General features: G+C 58.0%; 26 protein-coding genes. 13 read left to right on the plus strand and 13 right to left on the minus strand.

Annotated elements, in window-relative coordinates; translation table 11 throughout:
- Window positions 1-22 precede the first annotated feature (22 nt).
- Window positions 23-367: a hypothetical protein gene (locus tag NATTI_RS0123750; RefSeq protein ID WP_241434360.1), complete on the plus strand. Its 345-nt coding sequence runs from the start codon at window positions 23-25 to the stop codon at window positions 365-367.
- A 185-nt stretch (window positions 368-552) separates the two neighbouring features.
- Complete coding sequence (locus NATTI_RS0123755; protein ID WP_006090979.1) at window positions 553-1,317, plus strand: hypothetical protein; 765 nt, start codon at window positions 553-555, stop codon at window positions 1,315-1,317.
- Between the two features lie 114 nt (window positions 1,318-1,431).
- Here NATTI_RS0123755 and NATTI_RS0123760 read toward each other — a convergent pair whose 3' ends face one another.
- From NATTI_RS0123760 to NATTI_RS0123770, 3 genes are all read right to left on the minus strand, one after another.
- Window positions 1,432-1,788, minus strand: coding sequence for a winged helix-turn-helix domain-containing protein (locus NATTI_RS0123760; RefSeq protein WP_006090978.1), 357 nt, complete (start codon window positions 1,786-1,788; stop codon window positions 1,432-1,434).
- A gap of 192 nt (window positions 1,789-1,980) precedes the next feature.
- The gene (gene otsB / locus NATTI_RS0123765) at window positions 1,981-2,919 is read right to left on the minus strand and encodes a trehalose-phosphatase (RefSeq protein ID WP_006090976.1); all 939 of its coding nucleotides are present in this window, start codon (window positions 2,917-2,919) and stop codon (window positions 1,981-1,983) included.
- A gap of 3 nt (window positions 2,920-2,922) precedes the next feature.
- Entirely contained in the window at window positions 2,923-4,773 is a 1,851-nt protein-coding gene (locus NATTI_RS0123770; protein ID WP_006090975.1) for an alpha,alpha-trehalose-phosphate synthase (UDP-forming), read from the minus strand.
- Between the two features lie 352 nt (window positions 4,774-5,125).
- On the opposite strand from NATTI_RS0123770, the gene NATTI_RS0123775 reads away from it, so the two are divergent.
- Window positions 5,126-6,328 carry a M24 family metallopeptidase gene (locus NATTI_RS0123775; RefSeq protein ID WP_006090973.1) on the plus strand — a complete coding sequence of 401 codons (1,203 nt, stop codon included), beginning with the start codon at window positions 5,126-5,128 and terminating at the stop codon, window positions 6,326-6,328.
- Window positions 6,329-6,435: 107 nt separating this feature from the next.
- Here the strand turns inward: NATTI_RS0123775 and NATTI_RS0123780 are convergent, their stop codons facing one another.
- The 4 genes from NATTI_RS0123780 to NATTI_RS0123795 all read right to left on the minus strand — a co-directional run bounded on the left by NATTI_RS0123780 (window position 6,436) and on the right by NATTI_RS0123795 (window position 11,262).
- Window positions 6,436-7,641, minus strand: coding sequence for a Cdc6/Cdc18 family protein (locus tag NATTI_RS0123780; protein ID WP_006090971.1), 1,206 nt, complete (start codon window positions 7,639-7,641; stop codon window positions 6,436-6,438).
- A gap of 1,578 nt (window positions 7,642-9,219) precedes the next feature.
- Window positions 9,220-9,396 carry a hypothetical protein gene (locus tag NATTI_RS26300; protein WP_154658250.1) on the minus strand — a complete coding sequence of 59 codons (177 nt, stop codon included), beginning with the start codon at window positions 9,394-9,396 and terminating at the stop codon, window positions 9,220-9,222.
- 208 nt (window positions 9,397-9,604) lie between these two features.
- Window positions 9,605-10,849 carry an iron transporter gene (locus NATTI_RS0123790; RefSeq protein ID WP_019992228.1) on the minus strand — a complete coding sequence of 415 codons (1,245 nt, stop codon included), beginning with the start codon at window positions 10,847-10,849 and terminating at the stop codon, window positions 9,605-9,607.
- Window positions 10,849-11,262, minus strand: coding sequence for a hypothetical protein (locus NATTI_RS0123795; protein WP_241434359.1), 414 nt, complete (start codon window positions 11,260-11,262; stop codon window positions 10,849-10,851). Before NATTI_RS0123795 ends, NATTI_RS0123790 begins: the two co-directional genes overlap by 1 nt.
- Before the next feature lie 159 nt (window positions 11,263-11,421).
- On the opposite strand from NATTI_RS0123795, the gene NATTI_RS0123800 reads away from it, so the two are divergent.
- The 4 genes from NATTI_RS0123800 to NATTI_RS26305 all read left to right on the plus strand — a co-directional run bounded on the left by NATTI_RS0123800 (window position 11,422) and on the right by NATTI_RS26305 (window position 13,724).
- Window positions 11,422-12,222, plus strand: a complete 801-nt coding sequence (locus NATTI_RS0123800) for an SCO family protein (protein ID WP_006090964.1) — start codon at window positions 11,422-11,424, stop codon at window positions 12,220-12,222.
- A 2-nt stretch (window positions 12,223-12,224) separates the two neighbouring features.
- Window positions 12,225-12,800: a TlpA family protein disulfide reductase gene (locus tag NATTI_RS0123805; protein ID WP_006090963.1), complete on the plus strand. Its 576-nt coding sequence runs from the start codon at window positions 12,225-12,227 to the stop codon at window positions 12,798-12,800.
- A gap of 50 nt (window positions 12,801-12,850) precedes the next feature.
- Entirely contained in the window at window positions 12,851-13,519 is a 669-nt protein-coding gene (locus NATTI_RS0123810; RefSeq protein ID WP_006090961.1) for a cytochrome c biogenesis CcdA family protein, read from the plus strand.
- A 67-nt stretch (window positions 13,520-13,586) separates the two neighbouring features.
- Window positions 13,587-13,724 carry a hypothetical protein gene (locus tag NATTI_RS26305; RefSeq protein ID WP_019992229.1) on the plus strand — a complete coding sequence of 46 codons (138 nt, stop codon included), beginning with the start codon at window positions 13,587-13,589 and terminating at the stop codon, window positions 13,722-13,724.
- Window position 13,725: 1 nt separating this feature from the next.
- On the opposite strand, the gene NATTI_RS0123820 is transcribed toward NATTI_RS26305, so the two are convergent.
- The 3 genes from NATTI_RS0123820 to NATTI_RS0123830 all read right to left on the minus strand — a co-directional run bounded on the left by NATTI_RS0123820 (window position 13,726) and on the right by NATTI_RS0123830 (window position 15,737).
- On the minus strand, window positions 13,726-13,977 hold the full coding sequence (locus tag NATTI_RS0123820; RefSeq protein ID WP_006090959.1) for a hypothetical protein: 252 nt from the start codon (window positions 13,975-13,977) through the stop codon (window positions 13,726-13,728).
- Between the two features lie 319 nt (window positions 13,978-14,296).
- The gene (locus NATTI_RS26715; protein ID WP_019992230.1) at window positions 14,297-14,470 is read right to left on the minus strand and encodes a hypothetical protein; all 174 of its coding nucleotides are present in this window, start codon (window positions 14,468-14,470) and stop codon (window positions 14,297-14,299) included.
- 286 nt (window positions 14,471-14,756) lie between these two features.
- Window positions 14,757-15,737, minus strand: a complete 981-nt coding sequence (locus tag NATTI_RS0123830) for a PGF-CTERM sorting domain-containing protein (RefSeq protein WP_006090958.1) — start codon at window positions 15,735-15,737, stop codon at window positions 14,757-14,759.
- Window positions 15,738-16,083: 346 nt separating this feature from the next.
- Here NATTI_RS0123830 and NATTI_RS0123835 point away from each other — a divergent pair, with 346 nt between their 5' ends.
- The 3 genes from NATTI_RS0123835 to NATTI_RS0123845 all read left to right on the plus strand — a co-directional run bounded on the left by NATTI_RS0123835 (window position 16,084) and on the right by NATTI_RS0123845 (window position 20,700).
- Window positions 16,084-16,728, plus strand: coding sequence for a hypothetical protein (locus tag NATTI_RS0123835; protein WP_006090956.1), 645 nt, complete (start codon window positions 16,084-16,086; stop codon window positions 16,726-16,728).
- A gap of 95 nt (window positions 16,729-16,823) precedes the next feature.
- Window positions 16,824-19,664 carry a DEAD/DEAH box helicase gene (locus NATTI_RS0123840; protein ID WP_006090955.1) on the plus strand — a complete coding sequence of 947 codons (2,841 nt, stop codon included), beginning with the start codon at window positions 16,824-16,826 and terminating at the stop codon, window positions 19,662-19,664.
- A gap of 250 nt (window positions 19,665-19,914) precedes the next feature.
- The gene (locus tag NATTI_RS0123845; protein WP_006090953.1) at window positions 19,915-20,700 is read left to right on the plus strand and encodes a protein sorting system archaetidylserine decarboxylase; all 786 of its coding nucleotides are present in this window, start codon (window positions 19,915-19,917) and stop codon (window positions 20,698-20,700) included.
- 48 nt (window positions 20,701-20,748) lie between these two features.
- Here the strand turns inward: NATTI_RS0123845 and NATTI_RS0123850 are convergent, their stop codons facing one another.
- A complete protein-coding gene (locus tag NATTI_RS0123850; protein ID WP_006090951.1) occupies window positions 20,749-21,069 on the minus strand; it encodes a hypothetical protein in 321 nt (106 codons plus the stop codon).
- Window positions 21,069-21,449, minus strand: coding sequence for a MarR family transcriptional regulator (locus tag NATTI_RS0123855; protein WP_006090949.1), 381 nt, complete (start codon window positions 21,447-21,449; stop codon window positions 21,069-21,071). Before NATTI_RS0123855 ends, NATTI_RS0123850 begins: the two co-directional genes overlap by 1 nt.
- 119 nt (window positions 21,450-21,568) lie before the next feature.
- Between NATTI_RS0123855 and NATTI_RS0123860 the strand changes: the two genes are divergently transcribed.
- A complete protein-coding gene (locus NATTI_RS0123860; RefSeq protein WP_006090948.1) occupies window positions 21,569-22,354 on the plus strand; it encodes a hypothetical protein in 786 nt (261 codons plus the stop codon).
- Between the two features lie 838 nt (window positions 22,355-23,192).
- Here the strand turns inward: NATTI_RS0123860 and NATTI_RS25855 are convergent.
- Entirely contained in the window at window positions 23,193-24,653 is a 1,461-nt protein-coding gene (locus tag NATTI_RS25855) for a pentapeptide repeat-containing protein (protein ID WP_152423961.1), read from the minus strand.
- 108 nt (window positions 24,654-24,761) lie between these two features.
- On the opposite strand from NATTI_RS25855, the gene NATTI_RS0123870 reads away from it, so the two are divergent.
- Both NATTI_RS0123870 and NATTI_RS26310 read left to right on the plus strand, forming a co-directional pair.
- Complete coding sequence (locus tag NATTI_RS0123870; protein ID WP_006090945.1) at window positions 24,762-25,841, plus strand: hypothetical protein; 1,080 nt, start codon at window positions 24,762-24,764, stop codon at window positions 25,839-25,841.
- Window positions 25,841-26,989 carry a hypothetical protein gene (locus tag NATTI_RS26310; protein ID WP_152423960.1) on the plus strand — a complete coding sequence of 383 codons (1,149 nt, stop codon included), beginning with the start codon at window positions 25,841-25,843 and terminating at the stop codon, window positions 26,987-26,989. The genes NATTI_RS0123870 and NATTI_RS26310 overlap by 1 nt, the downstream gene beginning before the upstream one ends.
- Window positions 26,990-26,999: the final 10 nt, after the last annotated feature.

Genomic DNA, 26,999 nt, shown 5'->3' on the forward strand with positions numbered 1-26,999 from the left:
CCCGAGTGCCGATGCAGTCGCCGTGAGTTCGATCGAGTGGGATGGGTACGACAACCACCTCGGCGAGAATCACCGTCGGTCGACCGACGGAGAGCGGGGTATCGTGGTGACGGATACGCCCGTCGACGTACTCTACGAGGGGACAAACGGTCGCTACTACACCGATTGCCAGGTCACGACCAATCTGCGTACCGAACGATGGAAGCCATGCATCAGACAGCGTGACCCGGACCGACGGCTGGTGGAAACGAGCGACGGTGGCTTACTGTTGCTGACACCGACAGACGACCTCCCCGCCTGGGCCGAGATCCGCGTCGATAACCGCGGCACTCGCGTCGTCGATACGCGACGCCCACTTCCGAAGTAACGTCCGTCCCGCAATTTTCGTCGCGTTCGACGGTGACCGCAGCCTGACGACACAGTTCGTCTCGAGACAACATCATCTCGACCCCGAAATAAGCGTGTCTGTGAGTATCAGTCAGAACTGATCGACTATAATGGAGAGACATGTGAAGCGATAGGAACTGGCCACCCGACGCGAGAGGAGCGATCGTGAACCGACGCGTGTTTCTCGGCACGGCCGGCTCTCTTGCTTCCGTCGGGACGCTGGCGTATGCGACCCGGGAACCCACCGTCACGCTCGAGATTCGCGTCTGGCTCTCGGAGCACGCAGCGAGTTACGGGGGCGTCACCGATCGGATACAGGAGTACCTCGAGCGAATATTCGACCTCGAGCACTGGTCGCTCGCGGTCTCGAGTGGCGGAGCCGTCGATGTCTCGACTGAGAACGGTGCAGCGGTGACGAGCGGCGGCGAATGGCCGGCAGCGCTCGCTTCGGGAGCGATCGGCCGCCGTGACCTCTCACCGGTTTCCGACGTCAATCTGCTCGTCACGGACGGCCAGATGGAAGCGGCCCCGACCGGGTACGGGATTCCACACATCGCGTCGGTCGGCGGGGCCAAGCATATCGCAGCCCTGGACTCGTTCGACGACCTCTTCTCGTCGCCGGAAGCCGACGCCGACCGCTGGATCGTTCCGAACGGACGGCCCTCGCGGACGATACAGATCCTCACCCACGAAGTCGGTCACGCGCTGGGCTTACAACACGACCACGGCGTCGCCTATCGGTACGGCGACGCGATCGTCGCCTCACCAATGCTGAGCAGTTATGCCTGGTCGTCCGACTACGACGACGATGGCTCGCGGTGTGGCACGAACTATCCCGATCCCGCGGATCTCGATCGGAAGCTCAGCCTGGCCTTCTCGCCCTGTGCGCGCCGCGAACTCGCCGAGTACAGCGGTGGATTTCTTCCGTAGACGACCACTGGTTCCACAACTCGCCCCGGAATGTGCCGACGGGGAGAACCGTCTCGAAACGAACCAACGCGAAGGGGTTGGCATGAAACGTCACGTCGTGGGATTGGAAACGGCTCAGTCCTCCTCGTCCTCGCTCTCGTCCTCACCGCGGACGAAACTCGCCTGTGTATCACCGCTCCGTCCGGTTCCGCCCGCGCTGGGACCTTCGATAAGCGAGTCGAAGTCGTCGACTTCGTCGTACTGCTCCTGATAGACGAGTGCTGCCTTCCCGAGCGACGTAATCTCGTATAACCCGGACCGTTCTGCCGGCCCGATTTTCCGTACGAGTCCGTAATCCTCCAGTACCGGGAGCCTCGTATTGATGTTCTTGCGGCTCTTCCCCGTGTGAGCGGCGAGATTCGTGGCGACGTTTCGACCCTTATCCTCGAGTGCATCGAGGATCAAAAAATCAGTAGGTTGACGTAACTTCACTATCGTTCACTCTCATCTATCACTATATTTCCAGCGGTAACTAATACTTTCGCCTTGTTCGGTTGTGGTTTCTACGACGACAGATTGCGAAAACAGTGAGTAAAAATTCGAAATTTAACATTTAGCGGACCCCGAAAATGCGAGCGGGCACACAGTGACACCGAGTAGGGGGACGGACTACCGAGATGGATGTTAGTTCGACCAAATTTCGTCGATCACCGTCGTATCGGCGTTCGACCGTGTGCCAGTGGTCGAGCGGGTATCCGGGGTCAAGCGGATACCAGCCCTCGATCGGTCGCCGGCCGACCGCGGTCGCGACCGGTTTTGCTCGAGTGCATCGACGCCGACCGAACCGAGCCACTCCAGGAACGTCGCGACGTCGTCGGGAGCGTCGAGTCGACAGGAGGCCGCAGACGGCTCGTCGCCACCGACTCGAATCCCGATTCCCTTCGGTTCGACGGTCCGAAACGCCGATTCGTCGGTCACATCGTCGCCGATGTACATCGGCACCGTTCGTGGCGGCATATCCGCGGAGATCAAGCCGACCGCGTTCCCCTTCCCCCACGGAATCGACGGCCCGATTTCGAGGATGCGTTTGCCGGTCGAAATCTCGAGTGCGTCGCCGCCGAATCGGTCGACGACTGCGGCCGTCTGGCGCTCGACGATCGGCCGTAGCGCAGGCGGGACCGATCGAACGTGAACCGTCCCCGTCAGTCGCTTGTTCTCGATTCGGATGTTCGGCACGTGTTCGAGGGCCGTTTCGAGCGCCGTACAGACCCGCTCTATCTTCACGGCCCGCTTTCGAGCGACGGGATGGATGGCGACCGACTCGCCGCGCTCGAGTTCGAGACCGTGATTCCCGGCGTACGTCTTCGGGCCGTCGGTTCGCTGCCGGACATCGGCTAACGCACGGCCGCTGACGATCGCCGTCGTCACCGACGGTGCCGCCGTGAGGGTCGCCACCGCGGCCTCGTTTTCGGCAGTCGGCGCTGCTGCATCTGGGTCGTCGACGATCGGTGCGAGCGTCCCGTCGAAATCCAGACAGCACAGGAGATGCGACGCGTCGGCGAGTCGCGACCGTATTCGGTCTCGCTGGTCGTCGATTGGCTGCGGTGATGTTACGGTCGACATTGATCACACGGTGGAGGTGTATTCAGGCGGGTCGATATCCGAATCCGAGTCTGAATTCGAGTCTGAATTCGAATCCGAGTTTGAATCCGAATCCAAGTCTGAATCCGAATCCGAATCTGAGTCAGAGTCTGAATTAGAACCAGAATTGGAATTGGAACCGGAGTCCATCTCTGTACTAGCGTCGGAGTCACCAGTCTGGCCCGAATTCGAGTCCGACGTTCGATCCCGAACAGCGCCCGAGACAGTTCCTCGAGTCGCACCGCCGCGGTGGGTATCGCTGCGGCGCTCGCTGTGTACCCGTCGAATCCAGTCGAACTGGGTATCCATCCACCACTCGAGGTTGCCGCTGAACACTCGGTTTCGGAGCGTTCGCATCCGGCGTTGTCGCCCGTGTGACGGCATCGCGACCGCGGCCTCGAGCTGGCTCGCGAACCCATCGATATCCGCCGGATCGATCGTGAGTGCGTGGGAGCCGAGCATCTCGTGGGCGCCGGTTCGGTCGCTCAACAGGAGCGTCCCATCACCGTCGACGTTCGCGGCGACGTACTCCTGAGCGACCAGATTCATCCCGTCGCAGAGCGGGCTCACGACCATCACGTCCGCACGGCGATAGAGCGCACAGAGTTCGTCGTTCGAGAGGTAGTCTTCGGTGTAGACGATCGGCTGCCACTCGTCCGTTCCGAATCGCCGATTGATCCGCGTGACCTCGCTTCGGACGAGATCCCCGTGTCGCTCGTAGGTCTGGATGTTCGTCCGGGAGAGCGAGCACGACTGCACGAAGGTGAACTCGCCGTGCCACGATGGGTTCCGTTCGAGGAATCGCTCGAGAGCGGCCAGCCGTTCCGGAATCCCCTTCGAGTAGTCGAGTCGATCGACGCCGAGACCGATGACGTTCTCCGCCGAGATCTCGTATCGCTCGAGCAGCTCGGATACCGCCGCATCCGAGACCGATCGCGCATCTCGGTCGTAGGACTCGGCGTCGACGCCCATCGGCGTCGCGACGATGCGGGTCGTCGTCCCGTTGTAGCGGACGATTCTCCGAGAGCGATCGACGCTGGCAGCCGGCACGTACCGTTGGACACAGTCGAGAAATCGCTCGGCGTATCGATCGACGTGAAACCCGAGCAGGTCGTTTCCGAGCAATCCCTCGAGAAGGCTTGCGCCGGCCGGGCAGTGCTGGAACGTCAGGGCCGTTGGCCACGGAATATGCCAGAACTGCGCGATGGTCGTCGACGGCGGAACCGACTCGCGGATCATTTCCGGCGCGAGTGCGAAGTGATAGTCCTGCAGCCAGACGACCGAGTCCTCGGTCGCGTGCTCGCTTACCGCGTCGGCGAACCGTTCGTTGACAGTCCGGTACCAGTCGAAATCGTTCGACCGGTTCTCGACGAAATCGGTAAAGCCGTGACACAGCGGCCAGAGCACGCGATTACTGAATCCGTAGTAGTAGGAGTCGACCGCGGCCTCCGAGAGGTCGAGCCGCCTGAGGGTGTACGATTCCTCCGCCGGCGGGACGGCAACGCAGTTGTCCTCGTCGGTGACGTCGAAGTCCGCCTCGCCGTCGCCCCAGGCGATCCAGGTTCCTTCGGACTCCTGGACCACGGGATCGAGACCGGCAGTCAGCCCGCCGGTGGGTTCATCCACCTCGATGGATCGACTCGCCGTCTCCGCGACTTCTTCCTCGTCATCTTCGTACTCGTGCCGGTACGGCTGCCGGTTCGAAACGACGATCAGCGAGCCGGGGCAGGCCGATTCGTCGGCCTGCGCGTCGGCTGTCACACGACCGTACCCGTCGGCCCGTAACTGTCTGTTATTCGGGTGCGTCGACGACGACCGCTCGTCGGTAAATCGCATTCGCTGATAATACAGCGTTTCGTGGCGGGTTGCTTCGCGGCCTGCATCCGCATGGACCTCTAATAGCGTCCGCTACTCGTCAAATATACCAGACAATGAGAGAAAATGACCGAATCTACTCCGAATACCACGGTACAATACCAGCTATTTTTCGACAGATACCGTTCAATAGCGCGGAGGAGAATACACCTCGCTGTCCATCAAGCCGGCATTGATGCGCCGCCCGGACTACCACTGATTCACCCGTCAGACTGGCACCACTCATCAAAACAGCACTGGTCACATCGCCACCCGGCCGAGAAACCACCTCGTCAGTCCAAACGTTCTTTCCGTTCTCCCGCGAATCGCGAGTATGCAATCGCCCGTCGAGCGTCGAATTGGAGACTGTCAACGCCGACTCGAGCGCGCTGGTACGTCGCTACTCGTCTGTTTCCCGAGTCCGAATATGACCTATCTGACCGGGTTCGAGGAATCAGCCTCCGAACGTCACTTGTTGCTGTTCGTTCCGCGAACAGGCGACCCCATCGTCGTCGCGCCAACGATGTACGACCAACAGCTCGCCGACGTGCCGATCGACGATCCCTCGCTCGAGATTCGGTTCTGGAACGACAGCGACGACCCGGTCGCCGTTATCGACGGCGTCCTCGAGGAACTGCTCGGGCGGGGAGGTGCCGACGACAGCACGGCAACCGACGAGACAGGCGACGAACCGCCGGCGATCCTCGTCGACGACCGGATGTGGGCGACGTTCACGCAGGATCTCAGAGCGTGCGTGCCGGACGCACGGTTCGGCCTCGCGAGCGATGTCCTCGAAGACCTCCGCGTCCGAAAGGACGAGATCGAACTGGACGCCCTGCGGAGGGCGGGGCAGGTCGCCGATCGCGTCTCGCTTGAGATTCGCTCGCGCGGGGAGGATCTTCTCGGTATGACCGAGGCGGAGTTAGCGACCGAGATCGAACGCCTGCTCGCAGCCGAAGGCGGCGGGAAGCCGGCGTTCGAGACGATCGTCGCGTCGGGGCCGAACGGCGCCCGACCGCATCACCACAGCAGTGACCGAGAGATCGAGCGCGGCGATCCCATCGTGTTGGATTTCGGCGCGTTCGTCGACGCCGATCTCGAGGCCGGGACGGGACGCTATCCGGGCGACCAGACGCGGACCGTAGTCGTCGGCGAGCCGTCGGCCGAATACGAGCGAGTACACGAGGTCGTCCGGCAGGCACAGCACGCCGCGGTCGATGCGGTCGAACCCGGCGTCACTGCCGCCGCGATCGATCGGGCCGCACGAACGACGATCGAGGCCGCCGGCTACGGCGACGCGTTCGTTCACCGAACCGGTCACGGCGTCGGCCTCGAGGTCCACGAGCCGCCGTACATCGTCGAAGGCAACGACCGCGAACTCGAGTCCGGAATGGTGTTCAGCGTCGAACCGGGCGTCTACCTCGAGGGACAATTCGGTGTCAGAATCGAAGATCTCGTCGTCGTGACAGAAGACGGTGCCGAACGCCTAAACGACTCACCGCGGGGCTGGGAAACCGGTGGAACGTCTCAGTCGTAACTCGAGACACCACGTTTCCGGTGAATCAGTTCGGACTGTCAGTGAATCGGACACCTGGTTTCCGGTGAAACGTCATCGCACTGTCCGTCTCTCGATCGGAATCGTCGCTACGTCTCGTCCGTTTCGACGAGGACCTTCCGTACGACGTCCGGGTCCTCGAGCAGTTGGTGTTCGGTGTAGCTCCCCTCGGCGCTGCCGCCGCTCTGGCGGGACTGCTCGATGATGTCGAGAAACGCGTGCTCTTTTAACAGGTCGCGGACCCGACGTAGCGAAAGCGTATCGGAGCCCTCCTGTCGACAGATCTCCTCGTAGACGTCGAAGATGCGCGTCGTTCGAAAGCCGTCCTCCTCTGGCCTGTTGAGTGCGAGCACCGCGAGCGCCTGCAGCACGTACCTGGAGTGGGGTGTCGACCCACGGATCAGTTCGCGGAATCGGTCGGTTTCTGCGCGTTCGCGAGCCTGCACGACGAACTCCTCGCGAACCGTTTTGCTTCCGTTCGACTGGGCGATCTCACCGGCGTACCGAAGGATGTCGATCGCCTTCCGGGCGTCACCGTGTTCGCGAGCGGCGAGCGCTGCGGCCCGCGGGATGACCGACGGGTCAAGAACCTCATCTTTGAACGCGTCGCTGCGCGCCTGCATGATGTCCCGGAGCTGATTTGCATCGTACGGCGGAAAAACGAACTCGCGCTCGCAGAGACTCGACTTGACCCGTTCGTCCATCCGATCCTTGTACTTGATCTTGTTACTGATCCCGATGACGCCGATCTTGCAGTCCTCGAGTTTGCCGGCCTCGCCCGCGCGCGAAAGTTGCATGAGAATGTCGTCGTCGTCCAGCTTGTCGACTTCGTCCAAGATGATGAGGACGACCTCGTACTGGGTATCGAGCACACGCCAGAGGCGTTTGTAGTAAGTCGACGTGCTGAGCCCTTTATCCGGGATCTTGATATCGGTGACCGCCGAGTCGTTCAACGAGTGGGCGATCGTCTGGACCGCCTGCGTCTCTGTGCTGTCCTGTGCACAGTCGACGTAGGCAAAGTCGGCCGTGACGCCCTCCTCTTTCGCGACGCGGACCAACCGTTCGGAGATATGCTTCGCACAGAGAGACTTTCCGGTGCCCGTCTTGCCGTAGATGAGCAGATTGCTCGGGCTCTGCCCGAAAATTGCCGGATTGACGGCGTTCGCGAGATCTGCGATCTCGTCGTCTCGCCCGACGATACGCCCTTCCTCGGGGAGGTGATTGATCTCGAGCAGCTCTTTATTCTCGAAGATCGGATCGTCTCGGGTGAAGAGGTCGTCGCCGGAACTCGACATAGGTAGTAGACACCACGTTTCCGGTGAAACGTCTTTACTGTTTGGACTCGTTCGCCGGAAACCGATGAGACGGTGAAATTTCTCGGAGAGAGCGGGTCTCGAAAGGGGAGGGTGGAACAAACCGAAAGTGGGTGAAAAGTGGAGCACACACACACCACGTTTCCGGTGAAACGGGGTAAAGGGGGTGTGGGGGTGCAGTTGAAACGGGGGTTGGATTCATCGGAAACCCGGTGTGGTGGGAATTGGCTATCGATACACCAAAGCCGAATTTTACCAGTGTAAGCACCCGTATTGCGAACGGAGGGCAATTAACCGCGAATCGATCCAAGGGCAGACCCAATATTACAGAGAGAGATCAATGAAAGGTGAGAAAACCTAAACAGATCAAGACGGCATAATTCAAAGATAGTATCATAAGTTGGTGAATACCACCATAAGTTGGTGAAATACCGACTATAAGATCAGAGAGAAGCCATTTACTGAGTACAATCAGACTGAAAGACGAGTACACCTCCTCGGTTTCCGGTGAACACTACCTCGAATTTCCGGTGAAAGAGCTCCAATCGACTTACGTCGATTAGTATTCTCTGTTCTGACTCAATGGACTTTTTCGCCCATGTGTACTTATAGGTACTGGATTCAATCACACATACCGCTAGATTCTTTTGACAGTGACTCCAACCGATGGCCTTCTTTCTCCTCATTTTACCGGAAACGTGGTGTGTCGGTCTTCGCAAAGTGCGTCGTAGTGTGTTATACACTGGTGTTCTCTCCACTATTGGCGTTTAATTTCAGTGATTAGCGTTTGGCCTTGGTCTACTCTTCTTCTCGAGTACGTTCCCGTTCGCATTCATCACCGTTGGCTCGAATTCGGATCTTTTGCTGTCATCATCGAATCGAATCTCTCTCACACGCCCCTCTATTTTCCCCCTTTCACCGGAAACCCGGTGTGTGCGCGCGGCCCAACTGGGTCCTTTCAGTCATCTCACCGACTATCGGTTCGTGAGCAGATGAAGCAGTGACTACCTACTCGTTTCCTTATTCACCGGAAACGTGGTGTGCCAGTGCAACCGATTAACGTAACGGATGACCGACTGGTTCTCTCTCCCTCGCGTCAATTCTCGTACTCACTGCCTCATCTGCTCACGATACTGCCTTCTCTGATCACGATCTTTCCACACTTACAGTCTCACTTCAGTCTCACTTCAGTCTCACTTCGGTCTCTCACTTCGGTCTCACTATGGCTGTCTCATCCGTCTGTCTTGTTCCCAGCGTTGCTCCCAGCGTATTTTTCTTACAGGACGTCTCCCGTTGCGCCCATCGACCACGTGTCTTCACCGGAAACACGGTGTGTGGCTCAGTAGCGACGCTGGTCTCGAGTGCCGCGTATCGGCCGTCTTCATCGCGTGCCGATCGTCCATCACGTACCGACCGTCGTGTAATTTCACCGGAAACATGGTGTGTCCGTTTCACTCTATCGTAACAACTGGAACTTCCAGTGGCTACTATCGCTGTAGCCAATAGCACTGGACGATCAAAACCAAAACCCAACGCCGAAACCGACGTTCGATGCAGGGATCAGTAGTAGTACAACTCGAGTTCGTGTCCGCAGTTCCGACACGCGGTTTCCCTCCCCTGGAGTCGGTTCGTGGCACGCTCTTCGTGGATCCCCGGACCCGGCGGCACGGACGCGTCGACGCGTGCTTCACACTCCGGACAGCCGATACGCATATTTGAGTGGTCTGATCGAGACATACCCCAAGAGTATTCGAGAACTTCGGTTAGTTATTCCAGCCGTACGATCGATTTGTCGTCGGTTTCGGTGCATTTCGTCGTCGTAGGATCGAATTTCTGTTACTCGACTATCGACATCGGCAACGAACACACCATCGGTATTGGCAACGATTCCGGTCTACAGAAGACCCGGACCGTCCAGTCGATCGGTTCGCGAGGTACGTGCTTGTTAGACGGTGAACGAAACGTCTTCGAACTCGAAAAATGCCGTCTCGTACCCGTCGTGTCGCGACACCTGGGGTGGTGAGTCGACGGCAACCGTAATCTCGTCGTCGCTCTCGAGATCGTCGACCGCAAGTCCGTAATGGTGACCGTATTCGTGATCGATTCGCTCGGTCAGTCGTTCGTCCTCGAGGACGGCTGACCCGTCCCGATCGATCGTCAGCCGCAATGAGGCGGACGGGAGGACGACATCGTTGTACGGGGTCCGCAGACAGGCCATCAGATACGCCGCGTCATCGGCGAATCGGTCGGTATCGGGGACGATTACGGATAGCTTCGCGTCGCCGCTCCGTTCCGTTCCGAGGACGTCACCCGGTAGTTCGTCGATGGCTGGCCCATCGGATGTCGGCGGGTGTCCGGGGTCGTTGTGGTCGTGTCCCTCGCCATGGTGGTCGTGGTTGTCGTGGCCGTGTCCCTCGCCATGGTGGTCGTGGTTGTCGTGGCCGTGTCCCTCGCCATGGTGGCCGTGGTCGTGCTCGTCGTTCCCGTGAGCAGCGTGCTCGTCGTCCCCGTGTCCGTCGTGCGCTCCGTGGTCGCTGTGGTCCATCAACTCGAGGGCGTTCCGCTCACCGCGCCGATCCTCGTCAATCAGCTCGAACTCGAGGTCGTGGATGTCCGATCGGTTGAACTCGAAGTCGATCTCGAGCGTGGACGGGCTATCGAATCGGTCCTCGAACGCGCCCGTTCCCTCGGCCTCGAGCCGGCCGATTCGAATCCGAGCCGTGTACTCGCCTTGCTCCGGGAGCGAGATGTTGTCGCCGTAGTGAAACCCCATGCGCTGGGAGAGCATCGGCCAGGGCGAGAGCTGTCCGGTGACCGAGTCGCCGCCCCGGAGCACGTCGAGTTCAGCGTTCACCGGAAGGACGGTGTCCGTTTCGGGGTCCCAGACGGTGAGCATGAGGTGCATGCTGTCGTCGGCGTCGACGTCGACGCGCTCGGTTTCGCCGGCGACGAGCCAGAATCGGTGCGGGATCGTGTAGGTAAGTTCGACGGCGTACTCGCCGTCGGTCGCTCGCCCGTAGGTCCCCATCTCCTCGATGCCGGCGGGAAGGTAGACGGCGTCAGGTCGATCGTCGACGAGCGGTGGGTTCGACCAGGCCGACTGCTCTTCGAAACCGAGTCGCTCGAGACAGCCCGCGATGGCGACGGTTCCGGCCACGGCGGTTCCACGCAGGAATCCCCGACGGTTCATTACGCCGATCTTGGGGTGGCACTGACAAAACGGCTGTTGGTTTGCTGTTCGAATCGCGGCTGTCGGCCTGTCGTTCGAATCGCCTGCGATCGATCCGGAACACAGCTGAACGCGGTCGCGTGGGCGGCCCAGTCCGCGAGCACGTAGGCGGCCCAGTCCGCGAGCACGTAGGCGGCCCAGACCGCGAGCACGTAGCCAGCGAGGAGGGTGGCGATCTCGAGTGCCTCCGTCCAAACGGGTACGGTGAACGTCGTCGTATTCACCGGCGGGGCGAACGGACTCGAGAGCGCTGTCAGCGATGCGGCAACGTTCGAGCCCGCGGCGGGTTCGGTCCAGGAGCCCGCGACGACACCGATCGCTCTCAGTCCGAGGATGATCGAACCGACCGCTAGAGCTGAACGTGTCGGTGACACAATCGGATGCCACGTCGTCGACCCACATCTGTTCGGCTCACGATCGCAGCAGTCGAGGGGAGAACGTTCGACGCCGGTCTCGGATGTTCCGCACCGAATCGTATCGCATTCGGTGAGCAAACCAACGAGCATTTCATGGCGCGCTCCTACGAATCTCGTATGGAACGACGGACGTACCTCCGCGCGCTCGGGGTCGCGGGTGTCGCTGGGGCCGCCGGCTGTCTCGACACGGTGGATCAAGCACTTTCCGGCGACCACGATGGTGACGGGATTCTCCCGCCGCCGGACCGTTCGACGGTTGCCTCGTATCCGGAGTACGGCGAGGAGTTTCCCTCGTTTTCGCTCCCCGATCCGATCGCGGAGACGACCGTCTCGCTCGAGGACTTCGTCGGCGAGAAGCCGTTTCTGCTGACGTACTTCTTTACGACGTGTCCAGACGGCGCCTGTCCGGCCCTGCTTTTGCGCCTCCGGTGGATTCAGGAGGACGCCGCCGAACACGGCTACGAGGACGATATCGCGTTGCTCGCGTTCACGTTCGATCCCGAGCGCGACACGCCCGAGGTCCTCCGGGAGTACGCCGCCGAGCGAAGTATCGACTACGAGGCGGACAACTGGCACTTCCTCCGTCCCGAAACTAACGACGAGGCCGAGGAGGTGATGACCGAGACCTTCAACCTGCCCCTCGAGCGCATCGACGACGAAGAGGAACTCGAGGATCACGACGGGTTCGAGGGTAACGGCGATCACGACGGTGGGGACGGCCACGGAAACGAGTCGGACCACGGGGGCCACGAGGACCACGACCACGGCGAGTACACCTTCCTTCACAACAATTTGATCACGCTCGTCAACGAAGACGGGATCGTGGAGCGCGCGTATCCGTCGGCCGTCCAGTCCGAGATGGCGGTCGACAACGAACAGATCGTCGAGGACACGAGGACGGTCGTCGGGGTGGAGTAAGCATGCGGAGACGGGACGTCCTCGCCGGAATCGGGAGTGCGGGCGTCGTCGCCGGCGCCGGTGCGATCGCCGTCTACGGGATCCCATCGACCGAGGGCCTGCTGAACGAGGAATCGGCTGACGAACCCGACGATCCGCTCGAGATCGAGACGGTCGACGCCGCCGGGAGCGAGGCGGGGACGATCGAGGTTCCCGACCTCGGACGGGTGACGTTCGTCGACCTGTTCGGCACCTGGTGTGCGCCGTGTATCGAACAGATGCCGGCGCTCGCGACGGCCAACGAGCGGATCGGTGACGAGGTGTTGTTCTGTTCCGTCACCAACGAGTCAGTCGGTGAGAACGGCTCGATTACCGAGGCGGAACTCGTCGAGTGGTGGTCGGAAAACGATGGGAACTGGACAGTCGGACACGATCCGGCGGCCGAACTCACGGCACGGTACCTCGAGGGCGGCTTTCCCACGGCCGTCGCCATCGACGCCTCGGGGCGCGTTCAGTGGGCGGACTCGGGCGTCAAGAGCGCGGATGAACTCGTGTCCGGAATCGAGCAGGCACTCGAGGCTGATGCCGGTGACGAGTGAGATGGTACTGCAGGTGCGGGGAACGGTGAGGCCAACTCGGGTGACGGGCGATGACTGACGGCTCGTTGCCGCTTACCTTCGCGTTGGTAGCGGGCGTCGCGACGTTCTTTTCGCCGTGTGCGTACCCGCTCTTGCCGGGTTACGTCGGATTCTACGTGAGCCAGACCGAGGGAGAGCAGGCCTCGCTATCCGGCGCGCTGAGTCGCGGTCTCGTCGCCGGAATCGGCGTCCTGGTGACGTTCGGCGTGCTTCTGGTCGCTGCCTACTGGGTCGGGCACTCGACGCTATCGAACATCGTCCTCTTCGAGCCGATCGTCGGGGCGATTCTGGTTGTGTTCGGCCTGCTGGTCGTCTTCGACCGTGCTCCCTCGCTCTCGATACCGCTTCCGAAGCGCCGCTCGAGCGTGCTCGGGTTCGGGGTCTTCGGCGCCGGCTACGCGCTAGCTGCGGCGGGCTGTGTCGCGCCCCTGTTCGTCGCCGTGCTCGCACAGGCGCTGGCGCTCCCGCCGGTCTCGGCGGCGCTCGTCGTCGGCACCTACGTCGGCAGCGTCGTCGTGTTGATGGTCTCGCTGACGGTTGCGACGGGAATGGGTCTCGTTGCGAGCGCTGGCCGGCTGGCCGCTCACACAGGGTTACTCGAGCGCATTGCGGGGGGCGTCATGATCATCGCCGGACTCGGGCAGCTGTACCTTGCGATCTTCGTCCTCGACGTGATCTGATCGCACCGAATCGCGGGTTTCGCTCGCAAGCGGACCGCTTGTTTCGCTCGTAACCGTATGCCGCGGCATGGATTCAAAACGGCCCGACGTTCGACTGGACGAGACACCCGACGAGGAAGGCCGGGTTACGACACGCGACAGTAAGTCGACCGAGGAGATGTCACAGTCGCTGTTCCAGCAAATCCGCTCGTACCTGCGCCGGTAGCTTACGCCGCCTCTGAGTCGGACTCCGATTCGGGCTCTGAGTCCTCGAGCAGTCCGAGATCGGTTGCAGCGAGATCGGCGATGCGTTCGACGATATCGGGATCGACGGCCGCGACGTCCTCGCCGTCGTGTAACTGCTCGTTGTGGCGTTCGATGGTGTCGGCGACGTCCGATAGGGGGATGCGCGAGGTCGTCTCACAGTCGGGGCATACGATCGGGACGCGGGGATCGTCCGAGTCGCTGGCGGCTGTCATCGTTTCACCCTCTCGAGCGAAGCGGCAAAATCTCACTGGTTGGACGACTCCAGCTACCGTTATCGACGCGATTCTGGTCTCGGAACGAATCCGGTCGCTGACGGAACGTCGACAGACTCGATCGGCCAGCAGTCTTATTCGACAGACTCGATCGGCCAGCAGTCTTATTACGGTGAGACTGGACAGTTCGCTCGAGGGGACGATAGACTATCGACCGGTCCTCACCGGTTTTTCGTTCGCTGTATGTCAGTTGAATCCACCCAGCGTCGGCGCTCGCATGAGCGTATTATACCACACCTGACATATTGTGGTCAGCTAGCTATTCAGACGAAACGTGATCAAGACCGATAGCGACGAGCGTGATCAGCACACCCACCCAGATTAGGAGGTAGCCCGGTCCCTCAGGGGTAGGGCCAATTTCCCGGAGAATTAGATCGAGTGCGGCGACTATCGAAATTTGAAAGCCGAGTATCCCGACTAATATCTCGTTCATATTCGAGCCAATTTGTTACACCACTAAAATATTATCTGTTGTATTTGAGTATTTATGTGGGAAACTATCATGGGTCCGCTCGTTGAAGTTTTTGCCCCTGTCGCCCCCTTCCTACGGATCGAAATCCATTGTCGAGAACCCACTGAACGGTGAGGATGTCATAGAACGCGTTTCACACCGTGATGATGGTGGTTCTCGGTTGTCTCCGCGTCGTAGTTAGTGATCGCAACGACAAGGCACAGACACAACGTAGGGCCGTGTTTTTTTGAAACGGGTTCGTCCGTCGTCAGGTTGATCGGCGTCGGGCGCCGAGGAGTGCGGCGACCGCCAGCGCGACGATCACCGCCGGGATGCCGAATCCGGGGAGCTCGTCGCCATCGTCGCCTTCGGTGTCACTCGTACCGTCCGTGCTCGCCGATCCGTCGTCGGAGTCGCTCGAGTGCTCCGTTCCGTCGCTGTCGTTCGAGTCATCGTTCTCCTCGCTCGAGTCACCGTCGTCGACGCCCGTTGCGTCGCTGTCGAGCTGGAGGACGACGATGACCTGGCCGTGTGAGCCGTCCGGCTTGAAGGTCCACTCGCCGCCGACCTCCTCGTAGGATTCGGCGTCCTCGATCGGATCGACGCTCGTGTCCCAGGTGTCGTGGGCCTGCTCGATGTAGCCGACGACCTCGATTTTGTCGGCGTGCTCGCCCTCGATCTGAGCCTCGCCGTACTCGATGGTTGCATCCTCGGGTTGGCCGTGCATCTCGATGGTATGGGAGTCCATGTAGCCGTCGCCCTGTGGCAGATCGTCGGTCGTCCCGAACTGATCCGCGTCGAGCGGTCGGTCGTAGTGGTCGGTCAGCGGGTACTGGACGGTCACCGGGTTGGCGTGGGGGTGCCAGTTCAACTCGTCTCCGGTCTCGATCGTGACGGTCGTGTTCGGAACGGTTTCGCCGACGATCGGGTCACCCGCTTCGTTGAGCAGCGTCACGCCGATCTTCCCGGAGCCGTCACCCAGATACGGGGATCGATACTCGTCGCGCGGGTTGATGTAGCTGACCCAGTTTCCGTCGCTCGCCTCGTAGTACGGGTCGCCCGCCTCAGGGGCCGGTTCGACGTACGCCTCTTCGGAGACGTTCGCGCTCGGTTCGGCGTCCTGTGCTCCGAGAGTACTGGATCGGTCCGTCGCATCGCCCGCGCTCACGCCGGCGACTCCGACGGCGATCAATCCCAGAGACAGGAGCACGAGCAATCCGACCGTGGCCGTAGCCTGTCCTCGGCGCATGGCTACCGCCCCCGCTTTCGAATCGGGTTCACTCGCTCGTCCGCGTCGTCAGTCTGTCGTATATTGGGCCGTATCATCTTATCGAGATAGCATATTCACGGATTTTTATATGACATACATACCTGACTGTAATATCTAATTACGTGTCACACCGAGGGTTTAGGGAGCCGTTACTACGGGTCGGCCCGAGAGCGTGGCGAATACGGAGTCAACCGAGGCGACGCGCTGTGATATCCAGCCGCTCGGCCGTCGATCACCGTCGAGTGGCGGCCCGTAGTGGCGGTCGACCGCGACGCTTGCGCTGGCATCCCGAACCGACTTCCGGACCGGGACTGTACGATCTCCGATGCGCGTTCGATCCGCCGTCGACACGACCACGTCATCGTCACGCGACCCGCCGCCGGACGCGACGACCACCGACTCGAGCAGCCAACTCCGAACGCTCGTACTCGTAGCCGCCGGGACCGTCGTCGCGGCGTACGTCATCGATCGCCTCCTCGGTTTGGGCGACGACGGGGGCGATACGTCGCTCGAGACGATCCGGAAACGAACCGTCGAGGCCGTTCCCTCGGCCGTCAGCGACCGCGTTCCGGAGACGGTTCCGACGGAATCACAGCCCATTCCGATCGGCGACGTCGGCTCCGACGAAGAGGAGACGGACAAGACGGACGAAACGGACGAAACGGAGATCGAAACCGACCCCTATGCGTCGAGTGACGGTTCCATGTCCGGTGCCGGAGAGCCGGTCGACGACGCCGCGACGAACGTCGATCTCGCCGACGATCCGTCGTCCGCGAAAATCACGTCGGGCTCGAGCGACGAGATTCAGGAGAAGCCGGCCGAACCGGGCGAGCTGTCCGTCGAAGAGGACGTCGAAGACGTGATCGACGAGGACGGTGGATCCGACGTCGATGTGGACGAGAGTTCGGCCGACGACGGCGAGCCAGTAGACGAAGACGAGACCACCGACTCGACCGACGACGAGGAGTGAGGACGGGCGCGGGGGAGGCGCTCGAGTCCGATCCGACCGGCTCGATATCTCCGGGAACGTGGCGCTTATCCGGTTCTCGCCCCTACGGTGTTTCGATGAGTGAGGGCGACGTCGCGGCGTTTACGCACCTTGGACCGACGGTTCGCGGGGCGCTCTCCGAGCGCGGCTTTTCGACGCCGACGGCACCGCAGCGACTGGCGATCCCACCCCTGTCGGCCGGCGAGCACACGCTCGTGATCGCACCGACGGGGAGTGGCAAGACCGAGACGGCGATGTTGCCCGTTTTCGATCACCTCGTGGCGGACGATGGCCCGCCGGAGGGCTTTGGCGTGCTCTACGTGACTCCCCTGCGAGCGCTCAACCGCGACATGCGCGAGCGCCTCGAGTGGTGGGGCGAGTACCTGGATCTCGAGGTGGACGTCCGCCACGGCGATACAACCCAGTACCAGCGTGGCAAGCAGGCGAAAAATCCGCCGGACGTGCTGGTCACGACGCCGGAGACGCTACAGGCGATGCTCACCGGAAAACGGCTTCGCGAGGCCCTCGCCCACGTCTCTCACGTGGTTATCGACGAGGTCCACGAACTCGCTGCCTCCAAGCGGGGGGCACAGCTGGCGATCGGTCTCGAGCGCCTGGAGGACCTCGCGGACGGCATTCAGCGAATCGGTCTTTCGGCGACGGTCGGTGATCCCGGCGAGGTTGGGGAGTTTCTGACGGGCGGGCGGCCCTGCGAGATCCGGGAGATCGATGTCGGGAGCAACGTCGACGTGACGGTCTGCCAGCCCGAAATTACCGAGGAGGACGAACGGCTCTCGGGCGAACTGATGACCGAAGCGGACACGGCCAGTCACGTTCGGCTGATCCGCGATCTGGTTGCGGACCACGAGTCGACGCTAATATTCGTCAACACGCGACAGACGGCGGAGGCGCTGGGCTCGCGATTCATCGAACTCGAGCTCCCGATCGGCGTCCACCACGGCTCGCTGTCGAAGGAAGCCCGAATCGACGTCGAGGACCGATTTAAGTCGGGTGAACTGGACGGGCTGCTCTGTACGTCCTCGATGGAGTTGGGGATCGACGTCGGCCGGGTCGATCACGTGATTCAGTACAAGAGCCCGCGACAGGTGACGCGGCTGCTCCAGCGGATCGGTCGCGCGGGCCACCGGCAAGACGAGGTCTCGAGCGGGACGATCGTCGCGACCCGGCCGGACGACACGTTCGAGGCGCTCGCGATCGCTCGCCGCGCCCGCGACGGCGAGGTCGAACCGGCCGCGATCCACGAGGGCAGTCTGGACGTCGTCGCGAACCAGATTCCGGGGTTCGTCCAGAGCCGCGGCGCGACGCCGATCCGGGAGGCCTACGAGACCGTTACGCGCGCGTACCCGTTTCGTGACCTTCCCGTGGAGACGTTCCGCGAGGTCGTCTCGGAGCTTCACCGCAACCGGATCGTCTGGTTCGACGAGGCTGACGATCGACTCGAGACGACGGGCGGGACCTGGCAGTACGTCTATTCCAATCTCTCGATGATCCCCGACGAGGAGACCTACGAGGTCCACGACATCGCCTCGGGGGGCCAGATCGGGACCTTGGACGAGCGGTTCGTGGTCAACTTCGCCCAGCCGGGAGAGGTCTTTATTCAACGGGGCGAGATGTGGCGCATCGCCGAGATCGACGACGAAGAGGGACGAGTCAAGGTGAGCCCGATCGAGGATCCCGCCGGCGAGGTACCCTCGTGGATCGGTCAGGAGATTCCAGTTCCCGCGCCGGTAGCGGGCGAGGTCGGCGAGATTCGGGGAGTGGCCGAGCCACAGCTCTCGGCAGGGGCCGACGCCGCCGCGGTCGGTCGGGAGTTGGCACACCGGTATCCCGCGGACGACTACACGCTGACCGAAGCCTGCGACCAACTCGAGCGCCAGGTTTCGGCTGACGCGCCGATGCCGACGGCGGACCGACTCGTCCTCGAGCGACAGGGCCGGACCGTCGTCCTGAACGCGCCGTTCGGCCACATGGCGAACGAGACGCTCGGCCGGGTGCTTTCGGCGCTTCTGGGGCAACAGTCGGGCTCGTCGGTGGGTCTCGAGACGGATCCCTACCGGATCGAACTCGAGGTACCGAACTCCGTTGCGACCAGCGACGTGCTCGCGGTGCTCGAGGAGACCGATCCCGGGCACGTCGAGGCGATCGTCGAACTCGGGCTCAAGAACTCGGACGCGCTCGCCTTCCGGCTCGCACAGGTCTCGGCGAAGTTCGGCGCGCTCAAACGCTGGGAGGCCAGCGGGTCGGGCCGGATCTCGAACGACCGCCTGCTCGCGGCGCTCGAAGAGACTCCGATGTACCAGGAGTCGATCCGGGAGGTGTTCCACGAGGATCTGGACGTCGAGCGGGCGAGTGCGGTGCTCGAGGAGATCCAATCCGGCGAGATCGACCTCCTGACTCACCGTGGTCGAACGCCGGTCGGACAGGGTGGCCGCTCCTCGAGTGGCAAGGAGCTGCTGGCCCCCGAGAACGCGGACGCGAGCGTCATCAACACCGTTCGGGAGCGGATCCAGAACGATCGGATCATCCTGCTCTGTACGCACTGCAAGGAGTGGAAGGTGAAGACGAAGGTCAAGCGTGTTCGCGACCAGCCCGAATGCCCTGACTGCGGCTCGACGCGGATCGCCTCGCTGAATCCGTGGGCCGACGAGGTCGTACAGGCGGTTCGTGCCGAGGAGAAAGACGAGGAGCAGGCGACGATGACCGAACGGGCGTATCGCAGCGCCGGGCTGGTCCAGAGCCACGGGAAGCAGGCCGTGATCGCGATGGCCGCCCGCGGTGTCGGGCCGCACAACGCCGCCCAGATCATCAACAAGCTTCGGGAGAACGAAGACGAGTTCTACCGCGACATCCTCTCGAAGGAACGGGAATACGCGCGCACGCAGGCGTTCTGGGACTGAGACGGCTGAATTCTTCCGTTCTCGCGCTGCCAGCACACCGTCGAGCGCCGCGGCGGGGTGAGTTAGGTGGACTTCGAGGACGGGGAGGGCGCGACGGTTTCGTCCACGCTGCCGAGCGCGGGCCGATCGACCGGATTCGGTAGATCGCGGTTCGGTCGGCGCGCGCGGCTTCGTCGATCGGATCCGATCCGCTGGTCCGCCGCCGCAGCCCACCGTAACGGCCATACGAGTCGATCACGTGAGTTGGGCCATGAACTTCGCGCCGGGGGCCTGGAAGTACGCTGCGCTCCCGCTGCTCGCTGCGCCGTTCGCGTTCGTTTTCAGCGTGACGGCGAGTATCCTTGCCATTGCACTCGGTGCCGGAACACTCGCGTTCTTCCGCGATCCGGAGCGAACGCCGCCGCCGACGGGCGTGGTCTCGCCGGCCGACGGCAACGTCTCCGTGCTTCGCGAGGAGGGCGACCGCGTTCGGCTGGGGGTCTTCATGAACGTCTGGCACGTCCATGTCGTCCGCGCGCCGTTTGCGGCGACGGTGACCGATGTCGAGCACGTCTCCGGGGCGAACCGGCCCGCCTTCTCGAAGGACTCGGATCGAAACGAGCGCGTGCACGTGCGGTGTGAAACCGAGTCGTCGAACCTGCCCGCCTCTGAGTCGTCTGAGGGAGTGGGGAACGGGAGTGGTGACGACGATCTGGCCGCCGAGGACCCGCACGCGAAAGCCGACCAGCCGCCAAGCAACGCCGAGGTGACGCTGATTGCCGGCGCGTTCGCCCGCCGGATTCACCCCTACGCCGAGCGCGGCGACGACCTCGAGCGCGGCGACCGAATCGGGCACATCGCGTTTGGGAGTCGAGTGGATCTCCTCTTTCCGCCCGAGGTGGCACTCGAGGATATCGACGTGGAGATCGGGGACGCGATGACGGCCGGGGAGACGGTGGTGCTCGAGGCTCCGGCTGACGCGGCAATCGATCTCGGCGCTGGATCTGATTTCGACGTTGGTGGGCTCGAGGACGAGCGGGACGAGTCGAGCGCCTGATCGCTCGTCCGGTATGTGCGCTCGGTTGTGTCTGCGGTGGAGGGGTTGCTACTCGCAGATGTACTGCATCGTTTGATCGGTGACGGTATCGATCAGTTCGGGAGTTACGCGAGCGACTGCCCGATCGACGTCGGAATCCTGTAGCGAAACGATGGCCCAGGGAGACACGAACGAGTCGCGATTGAGGGTTCCAGTTTCGAACGCACCGGTGAGGGGAACGCTCTCGGCGTACTCTTTGGTCGTAATTCCGAGCGCGATGTACTGGTCTCCGACAAACGGATGGCTCTCATCGCTGATGAGCAGATACGGCCGGCGCGGCGTGTTCCCAAATGGATCCGTTGCAACGACTATGACGCCGCGTTCGTGCATTACTGCTTCTCCGACGACTCGTTGTCCGTCTCTTGGTCATCGAGATCGAGAAGCTCGGCGTCCCAGTCCGAATTCTGATCGTAATAATCGCCTTCGAACTGTTCGGCGACGGTCTGGAGACCGACGACACTCGCCGTGTGGGCGTCGTAGGCTTCCGGGTTGATCGCCCAATACTGGCCCTTGTGACGAACGAGTCCGCGACTCTCGAGTCGGCTCAGCGTGGTTCCGACGCTCCCGCGTGGGATCTCGAGTTCCTCTGTAAGTTCACCGGCTCGATACCCCGTTTCGGGGTTGGCCGCGAGGAACTCGAGGATCCGACGCCCGTTCGTGTTCTCGTCGGGCAGATCGGTCGGACGGTAGTTCTCGAAATCGACGGGCATGTGTAACAGTACGTAACAGCTTGTAATAATTGTGGTGGTGGTTCCCTGGTCAGCCCCCAAGAAGTATACTAATCCGAACTATTCATAATTTATAACTATTCCCGAACATGATTTGAAATATGCCTGTTCAAAAACTCGACTTATACGATATTATTGTCGATATATTTCCTGGTTTAGTCGCTGTATTTATCTTTTTACCGTTGGTCTTAGGACCGGGAACTGCCTATTCAGACGCATTGGACCTGTTAGGTATCGAAGCAACTTTGATAATCATAGTGCTTTCATACGTGATTGGTCGAATTGTACATGGCATAGCTAGCCCTTTCGATAAATCAATCTCGAAATTTGGCTCAAACATAGATAAATTCTTCTTGGAACACCCTATTTACGAAAAATTAACTAAGAGATTTGGTTTACATCTTTCTTTTGAAGATCATATCAGAGATGGACTGGCACCGTTTACCCCTTTCACTATGAAAACTGTAATGGTACATGAACTCCATGCTGAAATAAATGAAAAGTACGATGTTAATACAAAGAGTATTGATAGACACGATTTTAATGACTTAAAACACGTATGCCATTCCATTCTTTACAACAAGCCTGTTCTTTATAGAAGATATGAAATTCTTACAACCTTTTTCCGGAGTATGCATACGGTATTTGGTCTGTCTTTGATATTTTATTCCATTTCTCTATTGGTGTATGAATATGTTGGATTGGGGGCTACCGATACCTTCTGGGCCTATCTCTACTTTAACGACCTAAGAATTGTGTCACTAATCTTGGTTCTACAGTTGATCTTATTCCTAATATTTTACTATCAAAAACGAAAATTCTCTCACAGAAGGAATAGGGCCCTAATCTATGATACTGTTATTGAACTGAAGGGGAAGACCGAGTGACACTGCTAATATACTCATTCTTTTTTGGGGATTGAACGTCGACAGATCCAGTTTATCGAATATGCATGAGATTCGAATATCCGTGCATATGATGACGCAGTTCCGGACGTGAGACCGTATCGGAATTCTGGAAACTGCTCCCCGTTGCTTAGCTGTTGTTCGCTCGATTTGGGTACATGGGCAACACAAACCCCACATACCGTGATACACTCCGTAAATTTGAAAACGAGAGGTTCCCGAACCACAGAGCACTTCGGTTTGAGTATCAAAATCACTTCGAACGCTTATTCGTCCAAGTGTGGAACTTCGCCGACGCCGCTGAGATTCAAAACCACACCGATCCGACAATCACACATCTCGTTTCGTATCTGCTCGATTAGGAGTGCCGGATTGTTACCCTCGAAATGCAACTCGAAACGCTTCTCGGACGCATTCGAAACACCGACAGAACCAGCTTTAGAACCTCGTTGACGGCCAGTAGGCTTACTTTCTCCCGGTCGAATAACCCATCCGACGGGGGGAAGGAGTACTGTCGTTGCCGACAGGGTCCGTTCGACGTGAGACATCGAACCCACCGTCACCGATCGGGATCGTTCCAACGTCACCGACGCCTGATCGCCGATCGGCCCGTCCGGTTGACACACCACCAGCGGATGGGGAGCTTCGATGTCGGCCTACCACCGCCGATGTCTTCTGATACAGTTGATTCGATCAGTTATGCCGAAACCCAATGTGGGTGTCCCCAAGGGGACTGAGCCAAAAAATTACAGCCCCCCGCCCGACCTCCGCACGCAGATCTCCAGTTGATCCACCAGAAATGATGGTGTTCAGTCGCTCCTCACGATGTTGCTCTCCGGCCTAATACAAATACCAACATCGCCAATAGCAACGTTCCAATTGCTGTTTGGCCTAGAGCAATCCACTCGTTAGGCCCTAAGGGGGTTAGACCGCCGTCACTTGTACTAATGAATCGACGTAGACTATAAAATAGGAAGTCGAAAATATATTCTATAGAGAAGTTCCCTGAGAATCTATATCGTATTATTTCGCCTGAACTTCGTTGAATTCCCCAAATCGGGTAGATTACCGCACCCAACAGGATTGCACCCAATGAGGCTAAAAGAACTTGTTTAGTGCTTTCTCCGTATTTCATAGTCCACCGTAACACAGTCCAGCGGAACCAGGAAATTTCCCCACGTGAATACGCTATTTTCCGACTCGTTTCCTTCTCTCGAATATTGAATTGGCGCCGTTGTTCTGGGACGGGGTTTTCCCTAAACAACTGTTTTATATTCCTGTATATCTCCTCTGCATCCTCAAGGTCATCAAGACTACAATCATGAGACGACGAGATGGGACATCTAGTAATAAGACGATTGAATGCAGCCAGCACTTGATATCTGTACTTGAGACCTTGCATATACTCTTCTCTTCTAGAATGATAAGTATCCTCAGGATCTGAATCTGAGATAGGGCCCCGTTCACCACAGATATCGCTCGAAAACCCAGTCTTCTCCTTAATAATATCCCATTCGGCATTTCGATCTGCAATGAACTCTCTACAAATTTGGGTGCCAAAGTTGGTCTTATGATCTACCTCAGCATCTCGGAGATCCGTATCAAATAAATCAGCATCGACGAGGGAAGTTCCACGGAGATCAGAGTCCACGAGAGACGCACTTTCTAGCATCGCTTTACCACAATCTGCTTGATGTAACTCCGCCCCATCTAATTCTGCACTACGCAGATTTGTACAAATGATCTTAGCATCATGAAGCTCGGAATCAATGAAAACCGCATCAGCTGCATCGGCATGTTGTAATTTCGCTGAGGGCATATTAGACGAGCGGAAGTTAGCATTATGGAGGGTAGCATGTTGAAATCGAGTATCAATACAGTCTGCCTCTTCAAAACACGCGCCCGTAAGGTTGGTAGCCTCACTATTGAATTTCGTCGATCGAAGATTTGCCTCTGAAAAATCAGCTAAGTCTAATTGTGTGCCCTGAAAGTTAGCGTTAGTCAAGTCGGACTCGCTGAAATTAGCATTATATAGATCCATATCCTCGAAATCAAGACGATCACTTAGATGAATTTCTGCTAAATATATCCCATCAATACGAGAAGGTGCACTGTCCCACTTTCTGGCGAGTACATCAACCGGCTTTTCAGTTGTTTTAGCATGCCATATACAATGGTCTTGATCCCTCCAGAGAGGTTGGTCACAAGAGATCGGAGGAATACCCTCTGGAAGATTTTCTTCGTCTTCCGAATAGCCGCAGGTTTGCTCGTGAGTACTCACTAATCCCAGATTCGTCGATCTAATCACTTATACTGTCCGAAATATCCATTGAGTATCAGTTCCACCCCATTCGATTAACTTATAGGATAAGTCCGTAACTATCTGACAATGGGAGTCTTCGAGATCGACTCAAATGAGTTCGAAGACGGGCCTGAGTTTAACAGATATTTATCCAGGAATTATAGTGGGTTGTCTAGCGAAGACCTTTACATCATCTCAGGTGTCACCGAACTCACACAGACAGAGTTTGAGAATAGACTAGAAGAACGTAATTGGGAGGTCGACGAAGAATACGGAGTCATAAAGAAAATCGGTCGCCAATATTCCCCAATCAATCGAGCGGAGGCGTACCTTCATTTCGATGAAGAAAAAGACCTGATATTCTTTTACACTGATCAGAGGAAGACGGAAGAGATCAACGATGCTATTGTTCCGCTTTTCAGGAAAATAAGCGGTGTCCACTATCTTTATATAAGTCCCCGGATCTTGAAGAAGGTAACTGAACAAATTGCAGAACAAAACGATTCAGCCAAGGTTACTGAATTCATCGCAAAAAGAACCAAAGGAACAGAAATCCCTGCGGCCGAGAGGCCAGATAAAGAGAGAACGATCAATTATTATGGTGATGATGGTTTACGAACGCTCCGGGAAGTCGAAGAACAATATGGTGTGCTCCCTCACATTCTAGAAATTTCAATCCCAGATGAGTTGGACTTTAGAATGGATAAAGAAGGTGTGTTTAAATTAAAAAGTGGCTCCCTTCACTTGATGTTCCATTATATTGATGAATGTATAAACCGATGTTTAGATATTAAGAACGCATATGATAGTACACGAATCAATGAAATCGAAATATCTGAAGGGAATAGAGTTTCGCAGTCTACTCCAGCCAGAATTGAACTTGACTTAAAATATGAAGATTTAGAACCACTTCAGGCAAGCCTCCAAGGAAGTGATTATGCGTTAATCGATACGACAGCTGAACGTGGTTCAGTCTATTTCTCTAGCAAGATCTATGACCAGGATAGTAATCTATTCTTTAATATTCGGGCGGACGAGAACGCAATCCGAGTTTTTCCTAGGGAAAAACGCGAAATAAGTACGTTCTTCCGCTTTTTTGAAATTGTTCAGTCGACTGTAGATGAGTACGCTGAAGCTGAATCTATTGATTACCCACTGGCAGGATAATGAACACTATAAAAAAAGAACTTGAGATTCTCGAGTACTACGAAGATGAAGTATCTAATGACAACTATGAGAACACTAAGGAAGAGATACTTGACGATCTATTGGACGACGAAGACGCTATAGAAGCTGCTGAAGAACAATATGAGAATAGAAAAGAAGAATCAAAACATAAAAAGAAAGTGCGAACAACGCTGATGGCTGCTTTCCTTAGGAATGGTCCAATAGAACGAGTCACAAATTGGGAATTCAGGCGATTATTTCCACTCAGAACATTAGATGTAGACTCAGCAGACGTCCTCGTAGGAAATCAAACTGATGGGTCAATCATCCTTATAATCATACTTTCTTTACGTAAAAGGCCAGAAACGGGAATCGATGACGCATTAGAAATGCTTGGGGGCGTGAGAGACAATAACAGCGCCCTAAGTGATGATATAAATCTAGACTTCCGGAATGACCGTATTCAAACAGCTATTGCTATTGAACCAGCACGAGCAAATGACACAGCGGTTGCTATCGAAGAATATGAACAATCAGTCACAGACCCAGAAGATTTCTATGTATGGCGTATTACTGGAACAGAAGGTGCAAAAATAGACATCTATACTGATTTCCCAAGTGATCCTGGTCAAAATAGGTGCCATGATGGAGATCTCGGACAAGTATTAGATCCTGGAAGAGAAATTATGGATTCGCCCCATGTTCTACCAGACTTTTTTTACGACACCCATCATAGTTTACTTCTTGAACATACAATAATAAAGATGGCCAGTAATCATCTTGACACAGATATACCAAATACACACTTTTCGACACAAGAGCTACGGAATTACTTTGACAGTACATTATATGGCTCAGATTCGACCCATAAGGCTTCAATACTAACAGGAAGAGTAATCCAGTTATGGGAACATCTTGATATAATGACTAAGGTTAGCGATTCCAATGATAAAATTGATGACGGGAGCACAGTATACCGTCTTAGATCTCGGAAACAAAACCCTCAAACAATATATGATGATGTTTCGGACAATTATGATGAAAAATGTAATGAGTTTTTAATAGAATCGAAAGCTATGGAACAGACAATTGAGCAGTTTGAAGAAGACAAGGGAGTTCAAGCCGATTTGGCGACGTTCAGTTCCTAGTCTTTCTCTT

Source organism: Natronorubrum tibetense GA33 (genome assembly GCF_000383975.1).
Taxonomy (GTDB): Archaea; Halobacteriota; Halobacteria; order Halobacteriales; family Natrialbaceae; genus Natronorubrum; species Natronorubrum tibetense.